Genomic DNA, 24,112 nt, shown 5'->3' on the forward strand with positions numbered 1-24,112 from the left:
CGAGATCCCCGGCGTGACCGTGACGAACTTCCTGCGCACCGCGAAGACCGCCGTCGACGGCACGGCGCCGCCCATCCGGACCTGGATCAAGGACGTGCGCGAGTCGATGAAGCAGCTCCGGATGGACAAGTCCTTCGCCGAGCGCAACGTGAACGAGGGCTTCTCCGGCGGCGAGAAGAAGCGCAACGAGATCCTGCAGCTCGAACTACTGAAGCCCCGGTTCGCCATTCTCGACGAGACCGACTCCGGCCTCGACGTCGACGCGCTCAAAGTCGTGTCGGAGGGCGTGAACCGGGCCAAGGAGAACACCGGCCTGGGCCTCGTCCTGATCACGCACTACACGCGCATCCTGCGCTACATCAAGCCGGACTTCGTGCACGTGTTCGTCGACGGCCGCATCGCCGAGCAGGGCGGCCCCGAGCTCGCCGACCGCCTNCCTCGAAGACGAAGGCTACGATCGCTACCAGAGCTCCGCGGTGGCCGGTTGACCCCGGCGACGAGCGCCGTGGAATCGACGGAATCGACCCTGGGCGCGACACGGTTCGAAGCCGTGCACGAGGCCCTCAAGGATGTGATCGACCCGGAACTCGGCATCAACATCGTCGACCTCGGGCTGATCTACGACCTGGGCTGGGACGATGAGAACGACGCCCTGATCATCCACATGACCCTCACCTCGGCCGGCTGCCCGCTGACCGACGTGCTCGAGGAGCAGACCGGCCTCGCCCTGGACGGCGTCGTCGACGCGTTCCGCATCAACTGGGTCTGGATGCCGCCGTGGGGCATCGAGAAGATCACCGCCGACGGCCGGGAGATGATGAGCGCCCTGGGATTCACCATCTAGGCGAGTGAACCCGGTGGGCGCAGGCTGCGATCAACCAGGCCCGCGGCGTTCGGCCCAGGGCGTTTCGGATAACTTGGAGTGTGTGACCCACACCACCCGAAACCTCGGAACCGCCGCCCCGGCCGCCCGGCCGGGACTGCCTGCCTGGCGGAACGCCGTCTTCGCGATCTTCTTCATCTCCGGCCTCGCTCTGGCCACCTGGATGTCCCGCATCCCGGCAGTGCGGGACGGCCTCGAGCTCTCGACGGCGCAAGTAGGAATCGTCATCTTCGGTCTCTCGGCCGGATCGGTGCTCGGCCTGGTGGCGGCGGTCGGGCTGCTCGCGCGTCTCGGCGCCCGGCGCGCCCTGGTGCTCGGTGTCGCGATCTCCTCGCTCGGCCTGATCACGGCCGGGGTCGGCACGAGCCTGCTGCCATCCGCCGGGTTGGTCTTCGCCGGGCTGGCCCTGGTCGGCCTCGGGATGGGTTCCGTCGACGTCATGATGAACGTCGAGGGCGCGGCGGCCGAGCGTGCGATCGGCAAAACGCTGATGCCGCTGATGCACGCCTGCTTCAGCCTCGGCACCGTTGTCGGCGCCCTGGCCGGCGCGGGCGCATCCTTCGTCTCGTTGCCGGTGTTCTGGCACCTGGCCGGGGTCGCCCTGCTGGTGCTCGCCACGGCCGTCGTCGGCGTGCGGTACATCCCGGAGTGCGCTGAGCTCGGCGACGAGCCGGCGCCGGTGTCGGAGTCGGGGGACGCGGCGGGCGAAACATCGGGAGTCGCGTCGGGCTCGGTCCAGGCCGTCCCGCCCGCCGCACCGCCCTGGCGGGAGCGTCTGCGCGCCGGCCTGTCCGTCTGGGGCGATACGAGGATCCTGCTGATCGGCACGATCGTGCTGGGCATGACCTTCGCCGAGGGCTCGGCCAACGACTGGCTGGCCCTGGCCGCCGTCGACGGGCACGGACTGAGCAACACGGAGGGCGCCATCGTCTTCGGCGTCTTCGTGGCGGCGATGACCGTCGGCCGGGTGTTCGGCGGACCGATCCTCGACCGGTTCGGCCGGGTGCCGGTGCTGCGCACCTGCGCGCTGCTCGGCATCCTCGGCCTGGCCCTGTTCATCCTGGCGCCGAACGCATGGCTGCTCTACACCGGCACGGTCCTCTGGGGCCTCGGCGCCTCGCTCGGCTTCCCGGTGGGCATGTCGGCCGCCGCCGACGACACGAAGAACGCCGCGGCCCGGGTGAGCGCCGTCGCCATGATCGGCTACTTCGCCTTCCTCGTGGGCCCGCCCGCGCTCGGCCTGCTCGGCGAGGCCTGGGGCATCCTGAACGCCCTGTTCCTGATCCTGGCGCTGATGGTGCTGGCCGGCCTCGCCGCGCCCGCCGCACGCGAGCGCACCTATTCGGCGCCCGTTCCCGCCCCACGCGGCTAGGCTCGAACGGTGCGCCTTGTGATTGCGAAATGTTCCGTCGACTACGCCGGGAGACTCAGCGCGCATCTGCCGCTGGCCACCCGCCTGCTCATGATCAAGTCGGACGGCAGCGTGCTGGTGCACTCCGACGGCGGCTCGTACAAGCCGCTCAACTGGATGAGCCCGCCGTGCAGCCTCGCCCTGTCCGACCCCGACGACGACCAGACGGATGCCGGCGTCACGGCCGTCTGGACGGTCACCCACGCCAAGACCGCCGACCAGCTCATCGTCAGCATCTACGAGGTGCTGCACGACTCCGCCCACGAGCTCGGCATCGACCCCGGGCTGATCAAGGACGGTGTCGAGGCACACCTGCAGAAGCTGCTGGCCGAGCACATCCACCTGCTCGGCGACGGCCACACCCTCGTGCGTCGGGAGTATATGACGGCGATCGGCCCGGTCGACATCCTGGCGCGAGATTCCGCGGGCGGATCCGTCGCGGTGGAGCTGAAACGGCGCGGCGACATCGACGGTGTGGAGCAGCTCACCCGCTACCTCGACCTCATGAACCGCGACCCGCATCTTGCCCCGGTGCTCGGGGTTTTCGCGGCGCAGATCATCAAGCCGCAGGCACGCACCCTGGCCGAGGACCGCGGCATCCGATGCCTCGTTCTGGACTACGACGCCATGCGCGGACTCGACGACACCCAGTCGAAACTCTTTTAGGGACTGGCGCCCCGCGCGAAAGCGCATTATTCTCACCTTCTTGAGATTTATGCGGGAGTTCGCCGGCGGCCCCCTAGTATTAGCCTGTGATTTCGACATTGACTCGCACCTGGAGTGCCATCCTTTTTGACCTTGACGGAACGATCACCGATTCCGCCCCGGCCATAACCAACTCACTCGCCCGCACTTTCGCCGTGCTGGGCCGCCCGGTTCCCGCCGACGCGGAACTCACGGCCTACGTGGGCCCGCCCCTGCTGGCCGCGTTCAGCGAGTACGCCGGGATGACCCCCGAGGAGGCCGTCGAGGCTCTCGCCGTGTACCGAGCCGATTACCAGGAACGGATGCTGGACACCGCCGTGTACCCGGGCGTCGCCGGGTTGCTCGAGCGCCTCCACGAGGCGAAGATCCCGATGGCCCTCGCCACCAGCAAGCCGGAGCACCACGCGACCGCCGTGCTCGAGCACTTCGATTTGGCGAAGTACTTCACGGCGATGGTGGGCTCCTCCGATTTGGAGACCCGCAGCTCCAAGGCCGACATCGTGGCCGAGGCGCTCGCACGACTCGGCGCCGTCGGGGCCGACGTCGCGGCCCCCGTCATGGTCGGCGACCGCCGGTACGACGCCGAAGGCGCCGCCGCGCACGGCGTCCCGACCATCCTCGTGGAGTGGGGCTACGGATCCCCGACCGAAGCCGTCGGCGCGACCGCGACCGTCTATTCCGTCGACCAGCTCGCCCGTTTGCTGCTCGGCTGACCTCCACGTTCCTCCGCTTGGCTCGCCCGCTTCCGCCCGCTTCCGCCCGCGTCCACTTGCGTCCAATTGCGGAAAAAGCACCTTCGTTTCGACGACGAGGGTGCTTTTTCCGCAACTCGGCCGGGTTTGCCGAACGGTTCCGTGAGCGGGTCCCGCGAGCTCGGCGGGTCCGTGCTGCACCCGGTGGGCGCACCCACTCTCGCCGGGCGCACTGCTCTCCCGCTGAGGGGCCGCTTCCGTGCGAAACTGGCCTTTCCGCAGCATCCGTTCACACCGACGGATGTCCGCCGAGAGGACACCCCATGGACGCCACCGACTGGGACACCCGCTACCGCCTCGCCCGTGAGGCGCAGGCCGGCCAGGCCGGACGCCTGTGGTCGGCCGTGCCGGCGCAGATCGTGCAGGACACCGTGAGCCCGTTCACACCCGGCCGCGCCCTGGACCTGGCCACCGGCGACGGCCGCAACGCGATCTGGCTGGCCGGGCACGGCTGGACGGTCACGGCCGTCGACTTCTCCGTCGAGGCCATCGGCGAGGCCGTCAAGCATGCCGCGGCGGCGGGCGTGGCCGTCGACTGGCAGGTCGGCGATGCCACGACCTGGGATCCGGCGGGCGAGACGTTCGACCTGGTCACCGTGATGTACCTGCACCTGCCGGAGTCCGCGCTGCGGGTCGTTCTGGCGCGCGCCGCGGCCTGGCTCTCCCCCGGTGGGCACCTGGTCGTGCTCGGGCACGACCGGGCCAACCTCGAGACCGGGGCTCCGGGGCCGACGAACCGGGACATCCTCTACACGCCGGTTTTGCTGCGCTCGAGCGTCGACCCCGCGAACCTCGGCGCCTCCCGGGTGGTGCGGTGCGAGACCATCCGTCGCGACCTCGCCACCGACCCGGAGGCCCCCGGCGACGGCGGCGCCACCTTCGCCCTCGACACCCTGCTCGTCGTCGAGGCCTGAGCTCGACCTGCGCGCCTTTCGACTTGTACCCCCCGGGGCATAATGGACCCACTCAAGAGAAGGAGTTTCTGATGGCTATCATTCAGTTCCTCGGTTCGACCGCCGGCCGCTGGGTCCGCGTCATTGCCGGGGTCATCCTGGTTGTCCTGGCCGTTATCCTCGGCGGCTGGTGGCTGCTCCTGGCCGCCCTCGGGGCCGTGTTCATCGCCGCCGGCACCTTCGACTTCTGCCTGCTCGCTCCCCTCGTCGGCAAGCCCCTCAAGGGTTCCGCGTTCCGTAAGACCTTCACATCCTGACCCCGGATGCGCCGGCACCCGTGACGCCGGACGCCGGCCCCGGGTCCGTGCCCACCGACCATACGCCGCTGCAGCGTGCAGTGGTGCGGGTGCTCATCGTCGGCCAGATACTCGGTGGCATCGGCATGGGCGCCACGCTCTCCCTGGGCGCGCTGCTGGCCGCGCAGCTGTCCGGCTCGAGCGCCTGGTCGGGCATGGCCGCAACCATGAGCACCCTGGGCGCCGCCCTCGTGGCGGTGCCCCTGGCCCGCCTGGCCCAGCGCCGGGGGCGCAGCCGCTCCCTCGCTACCGGATCGCTCATCGCCGGCTCCGGCGCCGTTCTCGCCATCACCTCGGTCGCCGTCGACACCTTCCCGCTGCTCCTGCTGGCCCTGATGCTCCTGGGTGCCGGATCGGCCACGAACCTGCAGGCCCGTTTTGCCGCCACCGACCTCGCCAGCACACAATTCCGGGCCCGCGACCTGTCCATCGTGGTCTGGTCGACGACCATCGGTGCCGTGCTCGGCCCGAACCTGTTCGGCCCCGGTGAGGTCGTGGGGACAGCCCTCGGCCTGCCGCCGCTGACCGGAGCCTTCGCATTCTCCCTGATCGCCACGGTCGGGGCGGCCGTCGTCTACACGGTCGGACTCCGGCCAGACCCACTGCTCACCGCCCTCGCCGCGCGCGAGGTGGACCCCTTCGGCGGTACGCGCCGGGGCGGCCTGGCCATCGTGCGCGCCAACCCGCAGGCCCGCTTCGCGGTGGCCGTGATCGCCTTCAGCCACGCAACCATGGTCGCCCTGATGTCGATGGCCCCGGTGCACCTGCGCGACCACGGCGCCACCCTGACACTGGTGGGGCTGACCATCAGCCTCCACGTCGCCGGCATGTACGCGCTGTCGCCCGTCTTCGGCGCCCTGGCCGACCGCCTGGGACGGATGCCCGTCATCCTCCTCGGCCAGGCCCTGCTGCTGGCCTCGCTGGCCATCTTCTGGCTGGCCGGCGAGTCACAGACCGCCATGACCGTGGGGCTGATCCTGCTCGGACTGGGCTGGTCGGCATCCGTCGTCGCCGGTTCGGCGCTGATCGCCGAGGCCGTCGACGTGCACGACCGCGCCGCCCTGCAGGGCTTCTCCGACCTGTCGATGAACGGGGCCGGCGCCCTCGGCGGCGCCCTGGCCGGCCTGGTGCTGAGCGCCGTCGGCTACTCCGGGCTCGGCCTGGTCACCATGGTGCTGGCGGTCGTCATCGTCGTCTGGTCGGTCATGCGCGGCACCGCGGCCCGGCCGTTCGTGCGCTAGCCGGCCGTTCGTGCGCTAGCCGGCCGTTCCGCTCGGGCCAGCCCCGCCGAGCCGTGACTTTCGCCCCTGTTCGGGCGAAAAAGTGGGGCCGAACTCACGGCTCGGCGAGGACTCGGGTGCGCCTAGCGAACGGATGCCGGCGCGGGCTGCGTCCCCGCGGCCAGAGCGAGCAGCGCGGGGATGCCGACCGGCTCGTCCGCCAACAGCGGCACCACCGCGAGCCGCGGCGCGCGCTTGGCGTGCACATGCTCGAGCTCGGGAAGCTCGTTCCGGGCCCGCGCGAGCAGCAGCGGGCTGGTCGGCGCCGCCGCGGCGATCGAGTTGTTCACGATCCACGCCCACGGCGTGATGCCGGCACGCTCCAGGTCGGCCTGCAGCTCCGCGGCCTCGAGCACGGGCGTGGTCTCGGCGAGGGTGACCAGGATCACCTTCGTCTGCTCCGGGTCCTGCAGCCGCATCATCGGCGTCGTCAGACGGATGCCGTCACCCAGTTGCCGGGTGACCTCGCGGTGGTACGACCCGGTCGCATCCAGCAGCAGCAGGGTGTGCCCCGTGGGAGCGGTGTCCATCACGACGAAGGTGTTCTTCGCCTCCCGGCTCACACGGGAGAAGGCCTGGAACACGGCGATCTCCTCGGTGCACGGCGAGCGCAGGTCCTCTCGGAGCATGGCCTGGCCCTGCGCGTCGAGGTGCGCGCCCTTCGTGCGCATGACCCGCTCGGTGTAGTTCGCGATTTCGACGGCCGGGTCGATCCGGGACACGGTCAGGTTCGGCAGGGCGCCGACCAGAGTGTCGTCGAGGTGCGCGGCCGGATCGGTCGTGGTGAGGTGCACGGGCAGCCCGCGCTCGGCGAGGCTCACGGCGATCACCGCCGCGAGCGTGGTCTTGCCCACGCCGCCCTTGCCCATCAGCATCACCAGTCCGTGGCCGCCGGCCTCGATCTCGTCGATCAGGGCCGAGAGCGGGGCCCCCGGCACGGCCGTGTCGACGACGGCGGCCGGCGCCGGAACGGCCTCGGGCTCGAGCAGGCTGCGGAGAGCCGCCAGGCCCACCATGTTGGCGCTCTTCAGCTCCACGTAGTCGGTGGGCGCGGCGCGCAGGCCCTCGGGCATCTCGGCGAGCGCCAGCTGTTCGCGCGCCCGGATGGCCGTGAAGAGCGGGTCGGCCGCGCCGTCGGCAGGGGTGCCCGAACCCGCGTCCGTGTCCGCGTCCGTGTCCGTATGCGTATCCGCGTTCGCGTGCGGGCCGGCCGGCAGGATGCCGTTGACCACCAGGTGCTGCCGCTCCATGCCGATGGCGGCCAGTTCGGCCTGGGTGCGCGCGGCTTCCCGCAGGGTGGAGGCCTGGGCGCGCGCCACGAGCACCAGCCGCGTGCGGTCGGGGTCGGCGAGCGCGGCCACGGCGTCGGCGTAGACGGCGCGCTGCTTCTCGAGGCCGGAGAGCGGCCCGAGGCAGGACGCGTCGCCCGTGCCCTCGGTGAGGAAGTCGGTCCACGACCCGGGCAACTGCAACAGGCGGATGGTGTGCCCGGTGGGGGCCGTGTCGAAGAGGATGTGGTCGTACGCGGCCGTCCACGCGGCATCCGTCAACAGGTCGGTGAACTCGTTGAAGGAGGCGATCTCGGTGGTGCAGGCACCCGAGAGCTGCTCCTCGATCGACGCCACCTCGGCGGCCGGCAGCAGTCCGCGCACCGGGCCGACGATGCGTTCGCGGTACTGCTCGGCCGCCTGCTCGGGGTCGATCTCGAGGGCCGACAGGCCGGGCACCGCCTCGATCCGGGTGACCGTGTTACCGATGCTCACCCCGAATACCTGGCCCACATTGGAGGCCGGGTCGGTGCTGACCAGCAGCACGGATGCCCCGGCCTCCGCCAGGCGCACCGCGCTCGCACAGGCGATGGAGGTCTTGCCGACCCCGCCCTTGCCGGTGAAGAAGAGGAAGCGCGGGGCGTCGGCGAGGAAGCGCAGGGTCGTCACGATCGGCCCTAGCAGCAGCCGCCGGTGCCGCAGCAGCCGGCCTCGGCACTGGCCTCCGCACCCGCACCCTCAGCCGGTGTGGCCGACGCCATGGCGAGCAGCCGAACCGAGCCCTCGGGCTGCACGGCGGCGAGGTGACTGGCCGCTCCGGAGTCGGATGCGGTGTCAGCGGCGGTGTCGGCAGGCGCCAAGCCGGTCCAGCTCACGAGCTCGGCACGGGTGGGGTAGCGGCCGGTGAGCACGGTGGCTCCGCCCACGAGCGTGACCGGCAGGCCCTCCTGGCCGACGGTGTGCAGGAACCGGCGGGCCACCTCGTTCTCCACGAAGGCGAGCGGCTCCTGGGCCAGGTTGAACCGTGCGACGTCGCCGCCGTTCGCGCGGGTGAAATCGAGGTCGGCGGAGAAGGAGACGAGCGCCTGGTCGACGTCGACTCCGCAGATGCCCGTGCCGCAGCAGAGTCCCGGTTCGAAAATCTCGATGTGTGCCATGGGTGACCATCTCCTAGGCCGGCATCCAGTGGGGACGACTTGTCCGTGATGACGGTCCTCCCAGCATATCGATGGTTATCGATATTGCGGGGACCAACTCCGGTTCGGCGCCGACGAATGGGTGACGCGTTTGCGGGACATCCGCGGATCAATCACTGGCTGCGAGTGTTGGCGAAGGTCGAAAGCAGTTCCCCGATGCGATGATCGCGATCCAGGGGGTGCCGAAGCGGCATTGCGGTGTTGAGCCGGTAGGTGTTGCGGCGACCCTCGCGTTCGCGGTCCAGGTAGCCCGCCTCTTCCAGTTCGGTGACGATTCGTTGCGCTGCTCGCTCAGTGATACCGACCTGAACGGCGACGTCGCGTAGGCGCACGTTCGGGTTGTCCGCCACGCATAACAACACGTGGGCGTGATTGGTCAAAAACGTCCAGGTCGCCATCTCTCAATTATCTCCCACCCGACGAGCTTCTCTCTACACTCAATTCCCGACACTCAACATGTGCTATGTTTTTCCTGTTTTGTAGGTCGTGCTTCGAGAGGTTCTGATGTCTGATTGGCTCGTTGTGGGTGGTGTGACCCTGACGCCGTGGATCGCGGGGCTCTGCGCCGTGCTCTTCGGCTGGTCGGGAGCGAGCGGAGACAGGGCTGCCCGCGTGGCGGCGACCGTGGTCGGGTTCGGGTTCGTCGCGACTGTCGCGGTCGCTATCGCATCCGTTTCCGCGCCGCACCGGAGTGAGCAGGTGGCATTCGGGTCCACCTCCGTGCACCTGGATGCCTTGGCGTTGATCTTGTCGATGCTGGTGCTGGGACTCAGCGCACTGATCCAGGTCTTCGCGATTCGATATCTACGGGGTGATCTTCGACAGGTCTGGTTCGTCGTCGCAGCCAACCTGCTCACCGGTTTCACCGTGCTGATGGTGTGCGCCGGGTCGGTGGCCCTGTTCACCGTGGCCTGGATCGGAGCGGGAGCGGCCCTCGTTATGCTCCTGGCAACCTATCGGCCGCTAGCGCAGGCCCGCGATGGGATCCGGCGTACCGGAACCCGGTTCCTGATCGCTGACACTGCCTTCCTGGTTCCTGTCGCCGTCCTGCTGGTCACCGCCGGAGGAGATATTCCCCTGGACCGGCTTGGGGTGGTCGCGCAGTCGTTGCCACTGCCGCTTCAACTGACCTGCGCCGCGCTGCTCGTGGTGTCGGGGTTGGCTCGCTCCAGCCAGATCCCCTTCCAGGGCTGGTTGCCGTTCACGTTGGCGGCACCCACACCGGTGTCCGCGCTGATGCACGCCGGCGTGGTCAACGCCGGTGCGATCCTGCTGATCCGATTCGCCCCGGCCATCGCGCCGCACCAAGCCATCATGATCGGGGTGTTTGTGGCCGGTGCCGTGACTCTGGTCTACGCGTCGGCGGTGCGCCTGGTCCGACCGGATGTGAAGGGAAGGTTGGTGTTCTCGACGATGGCGCAGATGGGGTTCATGATCATGGCCTGCGGTTTGGGAGTGTTCGCGGCGGCAATCTTCCATCTGGTCGCCCACTCCCTGTTCAAATCCACCCTCTTTCTCGGGGCCGGCATGGGGGTGCGCGAGCACGCCGTCGACCGGGACCTCCCACCCCGACAGATCTACTCGCCGTTCACACTCGCTGCAGCGGTGACCCTGTCGGTACTGGTGCCGTTGGCGGCGCTGGCCGCAGCCGAATGGGTGTTCTCACCCACCGTGTCAGCGGCCAGTACCGCTCTGCTCGTATTCGTTGCCGTGACCGCCAGCGTCGCTCTGGGCACGGCACTGAGCACGAACTTCTCACCCCGAACGTTCCTTACCGGCACGGCATCGACAGTGGTGCTGATAGTCGGATATGTGGCCCTCCTGCAGATGTTCACAGCGGCACTGGAGCCCGAGACCACCATCAACGCCGCCCCCGCCTGGCTACTGGCCGTGCCCACCGTCGGCCTCATCGCGGTCCAACTGCTCTCACGCAACCCGCACCAGCTCGCGCACCTGCGTGACCGCGTGTACACCACGGCCGTGACGACCACACTTCCCCGCCCGCCGGCCCTTCCCCGCCCGCCGGCTGCCCCCCGCCCGCCTGTGACCACAGGAGTGTTGTCATGAATTTGATTCTTCGCGCCCAAGTGGCCACGGCGGCACACGACATTGTGCCGTCCTGGCCGGTGGAGTCCTTCATCGCCGTAAATCCTCTGGCGGGCCACGAACCTCGCCCATTCGAGACCGCCGCCACTCCGGGCGTAATCCTGACCCGATCCCGGGACTCCTTCCTCGCCGACGCCGATCGTGGCCGCATCGTCGATGCCGATCTCGAAGCAGCCCTGGTCGAGCGTGTCCCCGAACTCGGCGGGCAACTCACCATCGGCGGTAAAAGCGTATCCGCGATGAGCGTGGCGATTCTGGATCTGAAGACCACGCAGTGGAATTCTCCCGCCGCAGCAGAACCTCCGGCGCCTTGGCTCGACGAGTACCTGGCCACCTGGGTGTCGTCCTACCTGAACCCGGACCCGCTCTGGGCCATGCCCCACAAGCGGCACGGCTTCTACCGGGCGTGGCGAACCCTGGCCCGCTGGGACCCGGCACTCCCCCGAACGGCGCGCCGGACGGTGGTCGAGCTGCCCGTCGAGCCCGACGCCGCACTGGCGTGGGCGCTGGTCAAACTCGGAGTCCCGGCGGAGGCAGTGACGCAGACCCTCCGAACCGAGCTCCAACACCTGCCGGGCTGGGTCAGCCACATCAAATGGCGGGCCGAGAAGATCGGGGACATCGACCTGCTCTCCTACCTGAGCGTGAGATTGACCCTCCAAGCCATCCTCGGCCTGACCGGCCTCCCTTCGCCACGCGGACCCGTCCGAGCCGACGAGACCCCGTCGGCCCTCTGGCACCGGGCCGAGCACGTCGCCCGGTCCATCGGCGGCAGTCGAGCAGACCGGGACGACATCGCGGCAGTGAGCCGGGTCTTGGTCACCCATCCGGTGCCCGACCACGCGTTGACCTGGCAGAAGGCCTATGAACTCCACTACCTCGCCACCCTGGTGGACACCCTCAGGGACACCGACCCGTTCACCCCTCGTCCCCAACTGCAACTGGTGATGTGCATCGACCCCCGGTCCGAAGGAATGCGGCGTCACGTCGAGGTCCTCCCCGGATTGGAAACGTTCGGGTTCGCCGGATTCTTCGGCGTCCCCGTGCGCTTCTCCCGGTACAAAGCCCGAGGAGCCATCAATTCGTTGCCGGCCCTCCTGACGGCCCGGCACCACCTCACCGAACACCCGACCCACCCAGCGAAGGCTGAAGACCACATCATGCGCGGTCGCACCCGGGACGCGCTCCGGCGGTCTACCCACCGTGCCGACTCGGGCACAGTGACACCATTCGCCTTCGCGGAGGTATCCGGTTGGCTGTACGGCGCCATCAGCGTGCTGCGCACCCTCACCCCCACGGTGCAGGCACGAATCCACCGATTCCTGACCCCGGCGACGGCCGCGCTCCCGAGCAACGTGACAGTCGCCGACGCGTTCACACTGGAGGAGCGGGCCGCGATGGCTGAAACTGCGGTGCGGATGATGGGCATCACCCAGTTCGCCCCTCTGGTCGTGCTCGCCGGCCACGCGTCCGAGTCGACGAACAACCTGTACCAATCAGCGTTGGATTGCGGCGCCTGCGGCGGCAACCCCGGGGCGGCCAACGCCCGCGCCTCCGCCGCCATCTTCAACGACCCCGCCGTACGCCCCCTCCTGGCAGCCCGCGGAATCGACATCCCCCCCGACAGCTTCTTCATCGCAGCCGAGCACAACACCGTCACCGACGCCGTCACACTCCTGGACCAGCACCTCATCCCGCAGAGCCACGTCGATGCAGCGGACACCTTCGACCGGGCCCAGCACACAGCCGCAAAGATGCTGGTCAGAGAACGCGCCCAGGACCTACCCGGAGCATCCCCACACTCCCCCGCCCGGGTCCAGGGGCGCGCCCACGACTGGGCCGAGGTGTATCCGGAGCTGGGGCTAGCCGGAAACGCCGCCATGATCATCGGGCCACGTCAGATGACACGCGGCGTCAACCTGGACCGGCGCGTGTTCCTCCACTCCTACCAGACAGAGTTGGACCTGGACGGTGCCGCGTTGGAAACGATCATGACCGCGCCCTTGATAGTCGCCCAGTGGATCAACCACCAGTACTACTTCTCCGCCCTCAACCCCGCCACCCTCGGAGCCGGGACCAAAACCATCCACAATGCCGTTGGCACCATCGGAGTCCTCGCCGGCCACGCGGGCGACCTGCGCCGCGGCCTGCCCTGGCAATCCGTCGGCCTCGGCGACCAACTGTTCCACGAACCGATGCGCCTGACCGTCATCATCCAGGCGCCCCTGGGCAACATAGGCCGCATCGTCTCCCGCAACCAGATGCTGCGCAACCTGCTCGACAACGACTGGATCACCCTCACCGCACGCACCGACCCCGCAGCCCCCTGGCACCGCTACACCCCGTACGGCTGGACGACCGCCCCTACTGCACTGAAAGGAACATGACCATGAACAACCTGACCCAGATGACCCGGCTGGAGGTTGTCGTGCCCGCCCGCGACGCCCCCGCAATCCGCGAACTGATCACCTCCGCCGGAGCCACCGGCTACACGTCCGTGTCGGGGGTGTCCGGAATCGGACACCACGGCCAACACTCCGGGGCCTTACTCTTCAACGAATATGACACCCTCACCATGCTCATCACCGTCCTCCCGCCCGACAACGCCGGCGAGCTGATCGACGCCGTGCAGCAACTTCTCAGCACCTCCAGTGGTGTCATGTTCGTCTCCGACACTTACGTCTCCAGGCCCGACTACTTCCAATGACCTGCCCACGCACGGCCTACACCGGATGAACGATCACCTTCGCCACGATGCACGGCAACGAACTGCTCGCCCACGCCGGACGTCTGGGTGACACTACCGCCCGCCGATCGGAGAGCATGAGTGGAAGACTGGCCCAAGGGCGTTCCGACACGGATTAAGACGCTCACCTTCAGTTCAGCCGACTGTCTCAACCCGAAAGGCCTGCGATGACCGACGCGCACGACGCCGCAGAGCTCCTCCCGCTGCTTCTCGAGCAGGAACGCATCCTTCAGTTCGACTCCTTCGACGTGGGCGACGCCTGGGCCGTCGGGTCGCGGCTGGTCGAACTCGGCAATGCCCGCAAGCATCCGATTGCCGTGTCGATCATGTTCGGCGACCAACGCGTCTTCCATGCGGCGCTATCGGGCGCCTGCGCCGACAACGATGCCTGGCTCGAGAATAAGTTCCGGGTTGTGCGGCGGTTCGCCAGCTCCTCCTTCGCCGTGGGCACGCGCTTCCGGGCGAACTCCCGCGACTTCCGCACAGAGTCGAACCTCGACCCGAACACGCACGCCGCGCACGGCGGCGCCTTCCCGCTGCGCGTGCGGGGCTCGCTCATCGGCGTCGTCGGCGTCTCCGGGCTGGCCCAGCGCGAGGACCACGACCTCGTCGTCGAGGTGCTCGAGGAACACCGCAGCACCCACGGCTGACCGGCACTCGGCCGGCCCGCACCCCGATCCGCACCCGCTCCCGCACCCGCTCCCGCACCCGACTGACCTGCACCGCCACCAGCCCGGATGTGAAAGTCTGGACCGAAGCCCCCGACCTGCTTCCGTTGGAGTATCCGTGACCACCGCACCCTGCCGTTCGATCCCGCCGTCCGACGCAGGCATGCCCGACGACCACATCACCCTGCGGTTCATGGCCGTTCCCGCCGACGTCGCCGCCTCGGGCGCGACCGTCGCCGCCGGCAGTGTGCTCGAGTGGATCGACAAGGCCGCGTACGCCTGCGCGGTGGGTTGGAGTGCCTCCGACACGGTCACCGCCTACGTCGGCAACGTGCACTTCACCCGGCCGATCGAACCCGGCAACCTGGTCGAGGTGCACGCCCGCATCATCCACACCGGCCGCACAAGCATGCACGTGCTGGTCACGGTCGAGACCACGGATGTCCGCGCCCGGGCATACAGTCCGGCGACCCACTGCATCCTCGTCTTCGTCGCCGTGGACGACGCCGGCAGGCCGCAGGAGGTGCCCCGGTGGGTGCCCCACTCCGACGTGGATCGGCAGCTCCAGCAGAACGCGACGGCGCGGCTCGAGCCGCGCAAGCGCATCCAGTCAGCAATGCGCTCACAGGAATATACCGATGACGGCACCACGCCACGTACGGTGTTCCGGTTCCTGGCGGCCCCCGCCGACGCGAACTGGGGCGGCAACGCCCACGGTGGCACGGTGATGCGCTGGATCGACGAGGCCGCTTTCGCGACGGCCGCGGCCTGGAGTTCCGAGGCGGCCGTTGCCGTCTACTCCGGCGGCATCCATTTCTACCGGCCCATCCACATCGGGCACATCGTCGAAGTGGATGCCCGGCTCATTCACACCGGCAAGCGCAGCATGCATGTCAGCATCCGGGTGCGCTCCGGCAGCCCGCGCACGCCGCACGACCTGCAGCTCACGACGCAGTGCATGAGCATCTTCGTGGCGATCGGGTCAGACGCGCGCGCCGAGACGGTGCAACCGCTGGCCCTGATCACCGCGGAGGACAAGCGGCTGGATCAGCACGCCCGGGATCTGGTCGATCTCCGAGCGCCGCTGGCCATGATGCCCGTCGACCACCTGCGCCGGCCCTAGCCGTGCCGGCCCGCCGGCGAGGAGACCCGGCGGAGAATCGGTCAGGAGTCGGCGGGATCGGCGAAGGGGTCGGCGAACGGGTCGCCGTTGGGGGGATTGACGGGGTTCTGTGCCAGCTCAGCGGTGACGGCCAGGGCGGCACGCTCACTCTTGGAGAGCCGCGAGACGTAGGCATGCTTGAGCGCTGCCCACCGGGGCACGGACACCTGGTTGGCAGGGGCCTCGGCGGAATCGGCGAGTTCGAAACGGTCGGCCATGATGCTCAGCGTCGCTCTACGCCTGGGGCGTCGCTGGGCGCGGACCGGCGGGACAGGAATTCGCGCTTCAGAGCCGCCCAGCGCAGCGGGGAAACATAGTGGGTAACGGTGGATCCGGTTGTATCAGCCAAGGGTTCTCTCAGTCTCAAACGTGGTCTGAACGGCACACCGCTGAGCCAGGTTCAATAGTGGAGCGATCGAGATTGACACGGTTGAACATCGGGATTTGTCACGGTTGAGCATCGAGATGAGTACCGACCCACCACCATCAGTGGACGGGATCGCAATTCCACTATCATACCGTGTCGCCTTCGCGGCCACCATCTGTTCAGACGTTCCGGCTAAAGTCGGTCGGATGCACCTGCCTCTTGCTGCCGCCGACCCTGCCGCCGACACCGCCGCCCCGACCCGGAACGCACCGGGGACCACAGCCTTCGCGGGTTTCGTGCAGGTGCGCGGGGCTCGGGAGAACAACCTCCGCAACGTCGACGTCGACGTGCCCCGCGATGCCATCGTCGCTTTCACCGGGGTCTCCGGCTCCGGCAAGTCCTCACTCGCGTTCGGGACAATCTTCGCGGAAGCCCAGCGCCGGTTCCTGGAGTCGGTCGCGCCCTACGCGCGCCGGCTAATCCAGCAGGGCCACACACCGCACGTCGACGAGATCACCGGGCTGCCGCCGGCGGTCGCCCTGCAACAGCGCCGGGGTGCACCCAGCTCCCGGTCGAGCGTCGGCACGCTGACCACCCTGTCCAACTCCCTGCGAATGCTGTATTCCCGGGCCGGCATGTACCCGACGGATGCCCCGCGCCTCGAATCCGACTCCTTCTCCCCCAACACCGTGGCCGGCGCCTGCCCGCAGTGCCACGGCCTCGGCACGGCGCACACCGTGACCGAGGCAACTCTCGTGCCGGACCTGACCCTGAGCATCCGTGACGGGGCCATCGCGGCCTGGCCGGGAGCCTGGCAGGGCAAGAACCTGCGGGACATCCTGATCACCCTCGGCTACGACGTGGACACCGCCTGGCGCGACCTGCCGCGCGCTGCGCGCGACTGGATCCTCTTCACGGACGAGCAGCCCGTGGTGGAGATCACCCCGCAGCGCGACCGCATCGCCAAGCCCTACCAGGGCCGGTTCTGGAGCGCGAAGAGCTACGTGCTGCACACTCTGGCCGACTCGAAGAGCCAGAGTCAGCGGGAGCGCGCGCTGCGCTTCGTCGAAACCGGCCCGTGCCCGCTCTGCGAGGGCAGCGGCCTCACGCCCGCTGCCCTCGCGGTCACGGTGGCCGGTCGGTCGATCGCCCAGCTCAACCTGCTGCCGCTGACCGGGCTCGCCGAGCTCCTGCGGTCGAGCGTCCCGCCGCACGCCGCCGAGGCCACGGAGGCCGCCGGCACCCTCACCCGGGACCTGCTCGCCCGCATCGAGGTGCTCCTCGAACTGGGTCTCGGCTATCTGAGCCTCGGGCGGGCGACGCCCACCCTCTCCCCCGGCGAAATGCAGCGCCTGCGCATCGCCACCCAGCTGCGCTCGGGCCTGTTCGGCGTGATCTACGTTCTCGACGAACCCTCGGCCGGGCTGCACCCGGCCGACGCCGAACCGCTGCTTCTCGTGCTGGAGCAACTGAAGGCCTCCGGCAACTCGGTGTTTGTCGTCGAGCACAATATGGACATCGTGCGCCGGGCCGACTGGGTCGTCGATGTGGGCCCGCTGGCCGGGGCCGGCGGCGGTGCCGTGCTCTACAGCGGGCCGATCGACGGCCTGGCCGCCGTGCCGGAGTCGGTCACCCGGCAGTACCTGTTCCCCGCCGCGTCGGAGGCGGGGCCCGCCGGGTCGGCGCCGGGGCCTGCCGCGCTGCGCACCCCCGCGCACTGGCTGGGCCTGCACGGGGTCACCCGCCACAATCTGCGCGGCGTCGATGCGAGTTTCCCGCTCGGTGTGCTGACCGCGGTGACCGGGGTGTCCGGTTCGGGCAAGTCCACCCTGGTCAGCCAGGTGCTGGCGGATGCCGTGCGGCTCGCGCTGCATCCGGACGCGGACGCATCCGTCGCCCCTGATCCCGACGCCGACACCGACACCGACGCCGACGCCGACGCGAGCGGCACCGAGCCGCGGGCGCGCGTCGACCGGATCTCCGGGCTGGAGGCCGTGAACCGGCTCGTTCGCGTGGACCAGAAGCCCATCGGCCGCACTCCGCGCTCCAACCTGGCCACCTACACCGGGCTCTTCGACGCCGTGCGCGGGACCTTCGCCGCCACCGAGTCGGCCCGGAGCCACGGTTACGGTGCCGGGCGGTTCTCCTTCAACGTGCCCGGCGGTCGCTGCGAGACCTGTCTCGGTGAGGGGTCGGTGAGCGTCGGGCTGCTCTTCCTGCCCGGCAGCTACACGCCCTGCCCGGCCTGCCAGGGCTCCCGCTACAACCCCGAGACCCTCCAGGTGCTGTACCACGGCAAATCCATCGCCGACGTGCTCGGTCTGAGCGTCGAGGAGGCCGCCGGCTTCCTCGCCGACGTGCCGGCCGCCGCCCGCAGCCTCGCCACCCTCCGGGAGGTCGGGCTCGGCTACCTTCGTCTCGGCCAGCCGGCCACGGAGCTCTCCGGCGGCGAGGCGCAGCGGATCAAGCTCGCCACCGAGCTGCAGCGCGCCCGCCGCGGCCACACGATGTATCTGCTCGACGAGCCGACCACCGGGCTGCACCCCGCGGATGTCCGCCTGCTCCTGGCCCAGCTGGGCCGCCTCGTCGACGCCGGCAACACGGTGATCGTCGTCGAGCACAACCTCGATGTGGTGGCCGCCGCGGACTGGGTGATCGACCTCGGTCCGGCCGGCGGCGATGCGGGCGGGCAGATCGTGGCGACCGGAACCCCGGATGCCGTCGCGCGGCATCCGCACAGCCGCACCGCCCCGTACCTCGCCCGCCGCCTCGCCGACCGCCACCACTCCGCCGAGCTGTGAGCAACGCCCCTCAACGCCGACGAAACAGGGGCGAAACTCACGGTTCGGCGCGTGCCATAGATTGGGAAGCGTACGTGTCGGCGCAAAGGAGCACTCATGACTGGTTGGCGAATCCGCGACTTTCACTCGGATGACCTGGACGGCATTCTCCGCCTCTGGGAAGAGATGACGGCCGCCAAGACGGAGCCCGTCTACGGTTTGTCCGAGGTGCTGGCCTCCTGCCAGAAGGACGACGCCGTGATCGCCCTCCACGGCGACGAGGTCGTCGGGGCCGCCGTGGGCCGGGCCGCCCACGCCCAGGGCTGGGTCGTCTTCCTGGCCACTGCCCAGCGCTTCCAGGGCCGCGGAATCGGCACGGCCCTGCTGGCCGCCCTCGAGAAGAAGATGTCCCGGCACGGGCTGACCAAGCTGAGCGCGCTGATGCCCGAGTCAGCCACCCGCGTCGACGCCTTCGTGAAGCGCGGCTTCGAGGTCAAGCAGCACCTGCGCTACTTCGAGCGCCACATCCCGGTGCAGCGCGAGGAGCTGCGGTCACTCAGCGAACTGGGCGGACGCATCCTGCCGCGGGACCTCTGGGAGGGCGTCGGCGGCATGCGCACCGAGAAGGAGCTGCTGGAACGCCGGCTCGTCCTGCCGCTGGCCAAACCGGACATGGCCGAACAGTACGGCGTCGTGCCGCCGAAGGCGGTCGTGCTCTTCGGACCTCCCGGCACCGGCAAGACCACCTTCGCCAAGGCCATCGCGTCGCGCCTGGAATGGCCCTTCGTCGAGGTCTTCCCGTCGCGGCTCGCGGCCGACCCCAAGGGCCTCGCCGGCGCGCTCCGGGAGACCTTCCTCAAGATCTCCGAGCTGGAGCACGCGGTCGTCTTCATCGACGAGGTCGAGGAGATCGCGGCGCAGCGCGGCGGCGAACCGCCCTCGCCCCTGCAGGGCGTCACCAACGAGCTGCTCAAGATCATCCCGGCCTTCCGCGAGCAGCCCGGCCGGCTCCTGGTCTGCGCCACGAACTTCATCCGCGCCCTCGATTCCGCCTTCCTCCGGCACGGGCGCTTCGACTACGTCATCCCGATCGGGCTTCCGGATGTCGCCGCTCGCCAGGCCATCTGGGAGCGCTACATCCCGGAGGGCATGAAAATCACGGTCGACCCGAGCGCCCTGGTCGCAGCGAGCGACGGGTTCTCACCGGCGGACATCGAGTACGCCGCCCGGCGCGCCTCCCAGCAGGCGCTGGAACGCGCCCTGTTCGAGGGCGCGGACGAGTCGACACCCGGAGGCCCGGGCACCGAGGACTACCTGGCCGCGATCCGGTCGACCCGCACCACCGTGTCCGCCCAGGTCGCCAGCGAATTCCTGGAGGACATCGAACGGCTCGCCCGACTCTGATCAACCGGTGACGAGCGTCAGGCCCCGAGTCCCAGCTCGGCGTTGTCCGATTCCTGGATGAACTCGGCCAGGGTGGCCTCGATCGTGGCATACGACCAGCGGTACGCGGCATCCTCGTCGCGCGCATACAGGGCCTCGGCCAGCTGGTTGTGCCGGTGGGCCGACGGCGGCGTGTACTCGGTGATGGTGAAGCGCTGCTCCTCCTCGCGCGTGCGCAAGAGCGCCGCGACCGTGCCGGCGAAGTGCCCCATCACGCTGTTGCCGGAGCCGAGCAGGATCAGGGAGTGGAACTCGACGTCGGCCTCGAGGAACCGGCGGCCGTCGCCGGCGAGATCGGCCGCAACCATGTCCTCGGCTGCCGCCCGCACCGCGTCCAGCTGCTCCGCGGTCATCAGGCGCGCGCTCAGCCGGGCGGCCACGGGCTCTATTCCGAGCCGCAGTTCGAGCATCTCGCGCATCTGGGTCAGATAGTCGGTGCCGCGTCCGCGCCAGTAGATGATCTGCGGGTGCATCAGGTCCCAGGATGCGCGGGGCAGCACCTGGGTGCCCACCCGCTGCCGCGGCTCGACCAGGCCCAGCGACTGCAGCACCCGCAGCGCCTCGCGCAGCACGGAGCGGGAGACCGCGAATTCCGCACTGATCAGATCAAGATTCAGGATGTCCCCGGTCGGGTATCCGCCGTCGACGATCTGCTGGCCCAGGGAGTTCAACACCCGGGCATGAAGACCTCGCTCACGCCACACTCCTGCGCCCGCCCCACGGTTCATCTCTGCTTCTCCCTGCACGGCCCGGCCGCGCGTCGTCCCCAACCGTGATCGTAGCGGCGTTGGTCGGGGAGTTGCGATTCGTATGCCACACTCAATTATCTGATTAATCAGATTATTAGACGATGAGGTCGCAGAGAAGCCGCCTCGGAATGGACATTCAGATGATTCTTCCCCTCGCGGTCCCGGTGGTTCCGATCGAACCGGCCGGCACCGATCTGCAGCTCATCATCGCCGCACTCGTCGGCGTCGCCGTGATCATCCTGCTCATCACCTGGCTCAAGGTGCACCCGTTCCTCGCTCTCTCGATCGGCGCCGTGGGCGTCGGCGTCGGAGCCGGCCTCGCTCCGGCGGACGCCGTCACGAGCTTCAGCACCGGCTTCGGCGCCACCATGGCCGGCGTCGGCATCCTGGTCGGGTTCGGCGCCATGTTCGGCAAGCTGCTGGCCGACTCCGGCGGAGCCGACCGCATCGTCGATTCGCTGGTCACCCGCTCGAGCGCCCGCACCCTCCCGTGGACGATGGCCCTGATCGGCGGGCTGATCGGCCTGCCGATGTTCTTCGAGGTCGGGCTGGTGCTGCTCATCCCCGTGATCATCCTGGTCGCCCGCCGCAGTGGGCTCTCGCTCATCCGCATCGCCATTCCAGCCCTGGCCGGACTGTCCGTCATGCACGGCCTGGTGCCGCCGCACCCCGGTCCCCTCGTGGCCGTGACCACGCTCGACGCGAACCTCGGGCTCACCCTCGCGATCGGCGTCCTCATCGCCATCCCGACCGTCATCATCGCCGGCCCGATCTTCAGCAAGTTCGCGAGCAAGTGGGTCTCCGTGCCCGTTCCGCAGCTGTTCCTCACCACCGAGGAACAGGGCCTGGGCGAGAACGCCAAGCGCCCGAGCTTCCTGATCACCATCTCGGGCATCCTGCTCCCCGTCGTGCTGATGCTCGCCCGGTCGATCGCCGATGCGATCAACCCGGGCTCCACCGCACCGCTCAACGCCACGCTCGACTTCCTCGGCACCCCGATGATCGCCCTCGGCATCGCCGTGATCTACGCGATGATCGTTTTCGGTCGCGGCGGCGGCATGGACCGGTCCGCGGTCGCCCAGTCGCTCTCCGACTCCCTCCCCCCGATCGCGGGCATCCTGCTCATCGTGGGCGCGGGTGGCGGGTTCAAGCAGGTTCTCATCGACACCGGCATCGGCACCGTCATCGCCGACGCCGTGGCCGGCAGCAGCATCTCGGTGCTCGTGCTCGCCTGGTTCGTAGCCGCCCTGATCCGCGTCGCCACCGGGTCGGCCACCGTCGCCACCGTGACGGCCGCCGGCATCCTCGCCCCCGTCGCGGCCAGCCTGGGCGGCACGGATGTCTCACTGATGGTTCTCGCCATCGGCGCCGGTTCCCTGTTCCTCTCCCACGTCAACGACGCCGGGTTCTGGCTCGTCAAGGAGTACCTCGGCACCACCGTCGGGCAGAACCTGAAGACCTGGACCGTGATGGAATGCCTCATCTCCGTCGTCGGCCTCGCGGGCGTCCTCCTCCTGAATATCGTGATCTGACATGTTCGAGAATCAGCAGCCCGTGCTCGTGATCATGGGCATCTCCGGGTCCGGCAAGTCCACCGTGGCGGGGCTCCTCGCCGGCCAGCTCGGGTGGGACCTCCAGGAGGGCGACGACCTGCATCCGCAGGAGAATATCGACAAAATGTCCTCCGGCCGCCCTCTGAACGACGAGGATCGCGCGCCCTGGCTCGACACGGTCTCGTCGTGGATCATCGAACACACCATGGCGGGGGTGCCGGGCATCATCACCTGCTCGGCGCTCAAGCGCCGCTACCGCGACGTGCTGCGCGAACACAACGTGATCTTCGTGCATCTGACCGGGTCGACGGACCTGATCGGGCGCCGGCTGGCGACCCGCCACGACCATTACATGCCGACCTCCCTGCTCGAGTCGCAGGTGGCCACACTCGAGGTGCCCGGCGCCGACGAGCGCGCGATCTCGATCGACGCGGGCCGCGCTCCGGCCGAGGAGGCCGCCGAAATCGTGCGGCGACTCGGCCTGACACCCCGCCCCGGGTCGTCGAGCCTGGGTGCGCCGGAACCGGGCAAGTCCTCGGTGCCCCGCCCCCTCCCCCAGGCGGCGACGTAGGCGGACGACCGGCAGCAGCCCCCACGACCATCGGTTTCCACCGAGGCCCTGGGGGCTTTCTGCTGCCCACCCGGCTGCCCGACCGCCGGCGGGGCAACTCCCTGGGCGAATTCCTGATCGGGTCTGGCGCGTGTCGGCGGCATGAACTACACTCGCAGAATCGAATAGGTGTTCGAGAAAAACAAGGGAGCCACGCATGCCTCAGATCATTGACGCAGTCGTCGACGTGGAGCTGTCCGTCGACGGCGACCCGCGCGCGTTCATCTGGAACCGGTTCGAACACACCGTCATCGGCCAGCCCCAGGCGATCTTCACCCGCACCCGCTGGTGGGAGCACGCCGGCGGAGTTCCGTCCCGCATCGACACCGAACTCTGGCGCCTCGACGCCTCCCGCGGCGACGAGGAACAACACCGTTACGACCTGCGGCGCGACACCGACGGGTCGTGGGTGCTCGCCCTCGACTGGGGGTGAGCTCGAGCCGGCGGGCGGCGCGTCCGGGGGCCGGCCGCTCCCAGCGTTCGTCGATCCGCCCTGGTATACCCTAAGGGGGTATCCAGGACCAGCGACCAGCCCGACGGATGCCCAGACCACAGTTCGGACGGAGCCGGCATGACGCACACGCGCGATGCGATCTCGCTCCGTGGTGACCGCCGGGTCTTCCACTCCGCCGTCCTGGCGGCGCTCACGCTGGGCGCCATGCTGCTCTGCCTGCTCGCCGTGCACTCGGCCGGCACCGGGCACGGCCTGGGCCACGGACCGGGCCACAGCCTGTCCGCCGGGCCGGCAACGACGGCGGCAACGACGGCGGCCGGGGTGGCGACCGTAGCCATGACCGCGGCAGTGACGGCAACCGCGATGACGGCCGGCGCACATTCCGCGACCGCGCACACCGCAGCATCCGTCGGCGCCATCAGCAGTGCCGACACCAACGCGATGACCGGCCCGGCCGCGCTCTCGATGATTTGTTCCCTGCTATTGGTCCTGGGCGGCCTGATTCTGCTGTCCCGGCGCCCCTCGGCCTGCCGCCGCCTGCTCGACGCCGGCGGCTTCATCGTCGACTCCTTCCGGGAAATTCCGCTGCACCTGCACCGGCCCAGCCTCACCCTGCTCTCCATCAGCCGCATTTAGGCCGAAACCCTCGCCAGCGCACCCCACCGGGTTGCGCGGCCCGGCCGCACCCCGGCCCCTGGTTTCCCACCCCTTTTTGTCGACGAATGGAACA

23 protein-coding genes and 1 pseudogene are annotated in these 24,112 nt (G+C 69.3%); 19 read left to right on the plus strand and 5 right to left on the minus strand.

From position 1 onward, the window contains the following. From E3T23_RS15625 to E3T23_RS05335, 8 genes and pseudogenes are all read left to right on the plus strand, one after another. Window positions 1–488 (plus strand): annotated as a pseudogene (locus tag E3T23_RS15625) (ATP-binding cassette domain-containing protein); the annotation flags it as partial. Window positions 489–571: 83 nt separating this feature from the next. Continuing rightward, window positions 572–844 carry a metal-sulfur cluster assembly factor gene (locus tag E3T23_RS15630; protein ID WP_241977628.1) on the plus strand — a complete coding sequence of 91 codons (273 nt, stop codon included), beginning with the start codon at window positions 572–574 and terminating at the stop codon, window positions 842–844. An 82-nt stretch (window positions 845–926) separates the two neighbouring features. After that, window positions 927–2,255: an MFS transporter gene (locus E3T23_RS05310; protein WP_241977620.1), complete on the plus strand. Its 1,329-nt coding sequence runs from the start codon at window positions 927–929 to the stop codon at window positions 2,253–2,255. A 9-nt stretch (window positions 2,256–2,264) separates the two neighbouring features. Beyond that, entirely contained in the window at window positions 2,265–2,960 is a 696-nt protein-coding gene (gene nucS / locus E3T23_RS05315) for an endonuclease NucS (RefSeq protein WP_134369354.1), read from the plus strand. A gap of 86 nt (window positions 2,961–3,046) precedes the next feature. Then, the gene (locus E3T23_RS05320; protein ID WP_241977622.1) at window positions 3,047–3,712 is read left to right on the plus strand and encodes an HAD hydrolase-like protein; all 666 of its coding nucleotides are present in this window, start codon (window positions 3,047–3,049) and stop codon (window positions 3,710–3,712) included. Window positions 3,713–4,014: 302 nt separating this feature from the next. Continuing rightward, entirely contained in the window at window positions 4,015–4,665 is a 651-nt protein-coding gene (locus E3T23_RS05325; RefSeq protein ID WP_134369355.1) for a class I SAM-dependent methyltransferase, read from the plus strand. A gap of 71 nt (window positions 4,666–4,736) precedes the next feature. Then, window positions 4,737–4,961, plus strand: coding sequence for a YgaP family membrane protein (locus E3T23_RS05330; RefSeq protein WP_134369356.1), 225 nt, complete (start codon window positions 4,737–4,739; stop codon window positions 4,959–4,961). Window positions 4,962–4,981: 20 nt separating this feature from the next. Beyond that, window positions 4,982–6,241 carry an MFS transporter gene (locus E3T23_RS05335; protein WP_241977624.1) on the plus strand — a complete coding sequence of 420 codons (1,260 nt, stop codon included), beginning with the start codon at window positions 4,982–4,984 and terminating at the stop codon, window positions 6,239–6,241. Window positions 6,242–6,363: 122 nt separating this feature from the next. On the opposite strand, the gene E3T23_RS05340 is transcribed toward E3T23_RS05335, so the two are convergent. The 3 genes from E3T23_RS05340 to E3T23_RS05350 all read right to left on the minus strand — a co-directional run bounded on the left by E3T23_RS05340 (window position 6,364) and on the right by E3T23_RS05350 (window position 9,142). After that, complete coding sequence (locus E3T23_RS05340) at window positions 6,364–8,217, minus strand: TRC40/GET3/ArsA family transport-energizing ATPase (RefSeq protein ID WP_277612450.1); 1,854 nt, start codon at window positions 8,215–8,217, stop codon at window positions 6,364–6,366. An 8-nt stretch (window positions 8,218–8,225) separates the two neighbouring features. Further along, window positions 8,226–8,705 (minus strand): arsenite efflux transporter metallochaperone ArsD, encoded by a 480-nt coding sequence (gene arsD, locus E3T23_RS05345; protein ID WP_134369357.1) that lies wholly within the window; start codon window positions 8,703–8,705, stop codon window positions 8,226–8,228. Between the two features lie 152 nt (window positions 8,706–8,857). Further along, the gene (locus E3T23_RS05350; RefSeq protein ID WP_134369358.1) at window positions 8,858–9,142 is read right to left on the minus strand and encodes a helix-turn-helix transcriptional regulator; all 285 of its coding nucleotides are present in this window, start codon (window positions 9,140–9,142) and stop codon (window positions 8,858–8,860) included. Window positions 9,143–9,248: 106 nt separating this feature from the next. On the opposite strand from E3T23_RS05350, the gene E3T23_RS05355 reads away from it, so the two are divergent. The 5 genes from E3T23_RS05355 to E3T23_RS05375 all read left to right on the plus strand — a co-directional run bounded on the left by E3T23_RS05355 (window position 9,249) and on the right by E3T23_RS05375 (window position 15,387). Continuing rightward, window positions 9,249–10,811 carry a proton-conducting transporter transmembrane domain-containing protein gene (locus tag E3T23_RS05355; protein ID WP_134369359.1) on the plus strand — a complete coding sequence of 521 codons (1,563 nt, stop codon included), beginning with the start codon at window positions 9,249–9,251 and terminating at the stop codon, window positions 10,809–10,811. Beyond that, the gene (locus tag E3T23_RS05360) at window positions 10,808–13,237 is read left to right on the plus strand and encodes a DUF2309 domain-containing protein (protein ID WP_134369360.1); all 2,430 of its coding nucleotides are present in this window, start codon (window positions 10,808–10,810) and stop codon (window positions 13,235–13,237) included. Before E3T23_RS05355 ends, E3T23_RS05360 begins: the two co-directional genes overlap by 4 nt. Window positions 13,238–13,239: 2 nt before the next feature. Then, window positions 13,240–13,557: a P-II family nitrogen regulator gene (locus tag E3T23_RS05365; protein WP_198412998.1), complete on the plus strand. Its 318-nt coding sequence runs from the start codon at window positions 13,240–13,242 to the stop codon at window positions 13,555–13,557. A 206-nt stretch (window positions 13,558–13,763) separates the two neighbouring features. After that, the gene (locus E3T23_RS05370) at window positions 13,764–14,246 is read left to right on the plus strand and encodes a heme-degrading domain-containing protein (RefSeq protein ID WP_134369362.1); all 483 of its coding nucleotides are present in this window, start codon (window positions 13,764–13,766) and stop codon (window positions 14,244–14,246) included. A 136-nt stretch (window positions 14,247–14,382) separates the two neighbouring features. Beyond that, window positions 14,383–15,387, plus strand: a complete 1,005-nt coding sequence (locus E3T23_RS05375) for an acyl-CoA thioesterase (RefSeq protein ID WP_241977626.1) — start codon at window positions 14,383–14,385, stop codon at window positions 15,385–15,387. A gap of 41 nt (window positions 15,388–15,428) precedes the next feature. Here the strand turns inward: E3T23_RS05375 and E3T23_RS05380 are convergent, their stop codons facing one another. Beyond that, window positions 15,429–15,644, minus strand: coding sequence for a hypothetical protein (locus tag E3T23_RS05380; RefSeq protein ID WP_134369363.1), 216 nt, complete (start codon window positions 15,642–15,644; stop codon window positions 15,429–15,431). 355 nt (window positions 15,645–15,999) lie between these two features. Here E3T23_RS05380 and E3T23_RS05385 point away from each other — a divergent pair, with 355 nt between their 5' ends. Both E3T23_RS05385 and E3T23_RS05390 read left to right on the plus strand, forming a co-directional pair. Beyond that, window positions 16,000–18,594 (plus strand): excinuclease ABC subunit UvrA, encoded by a 2,595-nt coding sequence (locus E3T23_RS05385; protein ID WP_166806210.1) that lies wholly within the window; start codon window positions 16,000–16,002, stop codon window positions 18,592–18,594. A 96-nt stretch (window positions 18,595–18,690) separates the two neighbouring features. Continuing rightward, the gene (locus E3T23_RS05390; RefSeq protein ID WP_134369364.1) at window positions 18,691–19,977 is read left to right on the plus strand and encodes an ATP-binding protein; all 1,287 of its coding nucleotides are present in this window, start codon (window positions 18,691–18,693) and stop codon (window positions 19,975–19,977) included. Window positions 19,978–19,994: 17 nt separating this feature from the next. Here E3T23_RS05390 and E3T23_RS05395 read toward each other — a convergent pair whose 3' ends face one another. Beyond that, complete coding sequence (locus E3T23_RS05395) at window positions 19,995–20,690, minus strand: FadR/GntR family transcriptional regulator (protein WP_166806211.1); 696 nt, start codon at window positions 20,688–20,690, stop codon at window positions 19,995–19,997. Window positions 20,691–20,905: 215 nt separating this feature from the next. On the opposite strand from E3T23_RS05395, the gene E3T23_RS05400 reads away from it, so the two are divergent. The 4 genes from E3T23_RS05400 (at window position 20,906) to E3T23_RS05415 (ending at window position 24,018) form a co-directional block, all read left to right on the plus strand. Further along, entirely contained in the window at window positions 20,906–22,297 is a 1,392-nt protein-coding gene (locus E3T23_RS05400; RefSeq protein ID WP_134369366.1) for a GntP family permease, read from the plus strand. A gap of 1 nt (window position 22,298) precedes the next feature. Further along, window positions 22,299–22,889 carry a gluconokinase gene (locus tag E3T23_RS05405; protein ID WP_134369367.1) on the plus strand — a complete coding sequence of 197 codons (591 nt, stop codon included), beginning with the start codon at window positions 22,299–22,301 and terminating at the stop codon, window positions 22,887–22,889. Window positions 22,890–23,085: 196 nt separating this feature from the next. Then, on the plus strand, window positions 23,086–23,361 hold the full coding sequence (locus tag E3T23_RS05410; protein ID WP_134369368.1) for a hypothetical protein: 276 nt from the start codon (window positions 23,086–23,088) through the stop codon (window positions 23,359–23,361). Window positions 23,362–23,499: 138 nt separating this feature from the next. Continuing rightward, complete coding sequence (locus E3T23_RS05415; RefSeq protein ID WP_134369369.1) at window positions 23,500–24,018, plus strand: hypothetical protein; 519 nt, start codon at window positions 23,500–23,502, stop codon at window positions 24,016–24,018. Window positions 24,019–24,112 lie beyond the last annotated feature (94 nt).

Source organism: Cryobacterium cheniae, assembly GCF_004403395.1.
Lineage (GTDB): Bacteria > Actinomycetota > Actinomycetes > Actinomycetales > Microbacteriaceae > Cryobacterium > Cryobacterium cheniae.

Coding starts and splice junctions, on each gene's coding strand:
- E3T23_RS05325 (WP_134369355.1), top strand. CDS start 4,015: ATGGACGCCACCGACTGGGACACCCGCTACCGCCTCGCCCGTGAGGCG.
- E3T23_RS05330 (WP_134369356.1), top strand. CDS start 4,737: ATGGCTATCATTCAGTTCCTCGGTTCGACCGCCGGCCGCTGGGTCCGC.
- arsD (WP_134369357.1), bottom strand. CDS start 8,705: ATGGCACACATCGAGATTTTCGAACCGGGACTCTGCTGCGGCACGGGC.
- E3T23_RS05350 (WP_134369358.1), bottom strand. CDS start 9,142: ATGGCGACCTGGACGTTTTTGACCAATCACGCCCACGTGTTGTTATGC.
- E3T23_RS05355 (WP_134369359.1), top strand. CDS start 9,249: ATGTCTGATTGGCTCGTTGTGGGTGGTGTGACCCTGACGCCGTGGATC.
- E3T23_RS05360 (WP_134369360.1), top strand. CDS start 10,808: ATGAATTTGATTCTTCGCGCCCAAGTGGCCACGGCGGCACACGACATT.
- E3T23_RS05365 (WP_198412998.1), top strand. CDS start 13,240: ATGAACAACCTGACCCAGATGACCCGGCTGGAGGTTGTCGTGCCCGCC.
- E3T23_RS05370 (WP_134369362.1), top strand. CDS start 13,764: ATGACCGACGCGCACGACGCCGCAGAGCTCCTCCCGCTGCTTCTCGAG.
- E3T23_RS05380 (WP_134369363.1), bottom strand. CDS start 15,644: ATGGCCGACCGTTTCGAACTCGCCGATTCCGCCGAGGCCCCTGCCAAC.
- E3T23_RS05385 (WP_166806210.1), top strand. CDS start 16,000: ATGCACCTGCCTCTTGCTGCCGCCGACCCTGCCGCCGACACCGCCGCC.
- E3T23_RS05390 (WP_134369364.1), top strand. CDS start 18,691: ATGACTGGTTGGCGAATCCGCGACTTTCACTCGGATGACCTGGACGGC.
- E3T23_RS05400 (WP_134369366.1), top strand. CDS start 20,906: ATGATTCTTCCCCTCGCGGTCCCGGTGGTTCCGATCGAACCGGCCGGC.
- E3T23_RS05405 (WP_134369367.1), top strand. CDS start 22,299: ATGTTCGAGAATCAGCAGCCCGTGCTCGTGATCATGGGCATCTCCGGG.
- E3T23_RS05410 (WP_134369368.1), top strand. CDS start 23,086: ATGCCTCAGATCATTGACGCAGTCGTCGACGTGGAGCTGTCCGTCGAC.
- E3T23_RS05415 (WP_134369369.1), top strand. CDS start 23,500: ATGACGCACACGCGCGATGCGATCTCGCTCCGTGGTGACCGCCGGGTC.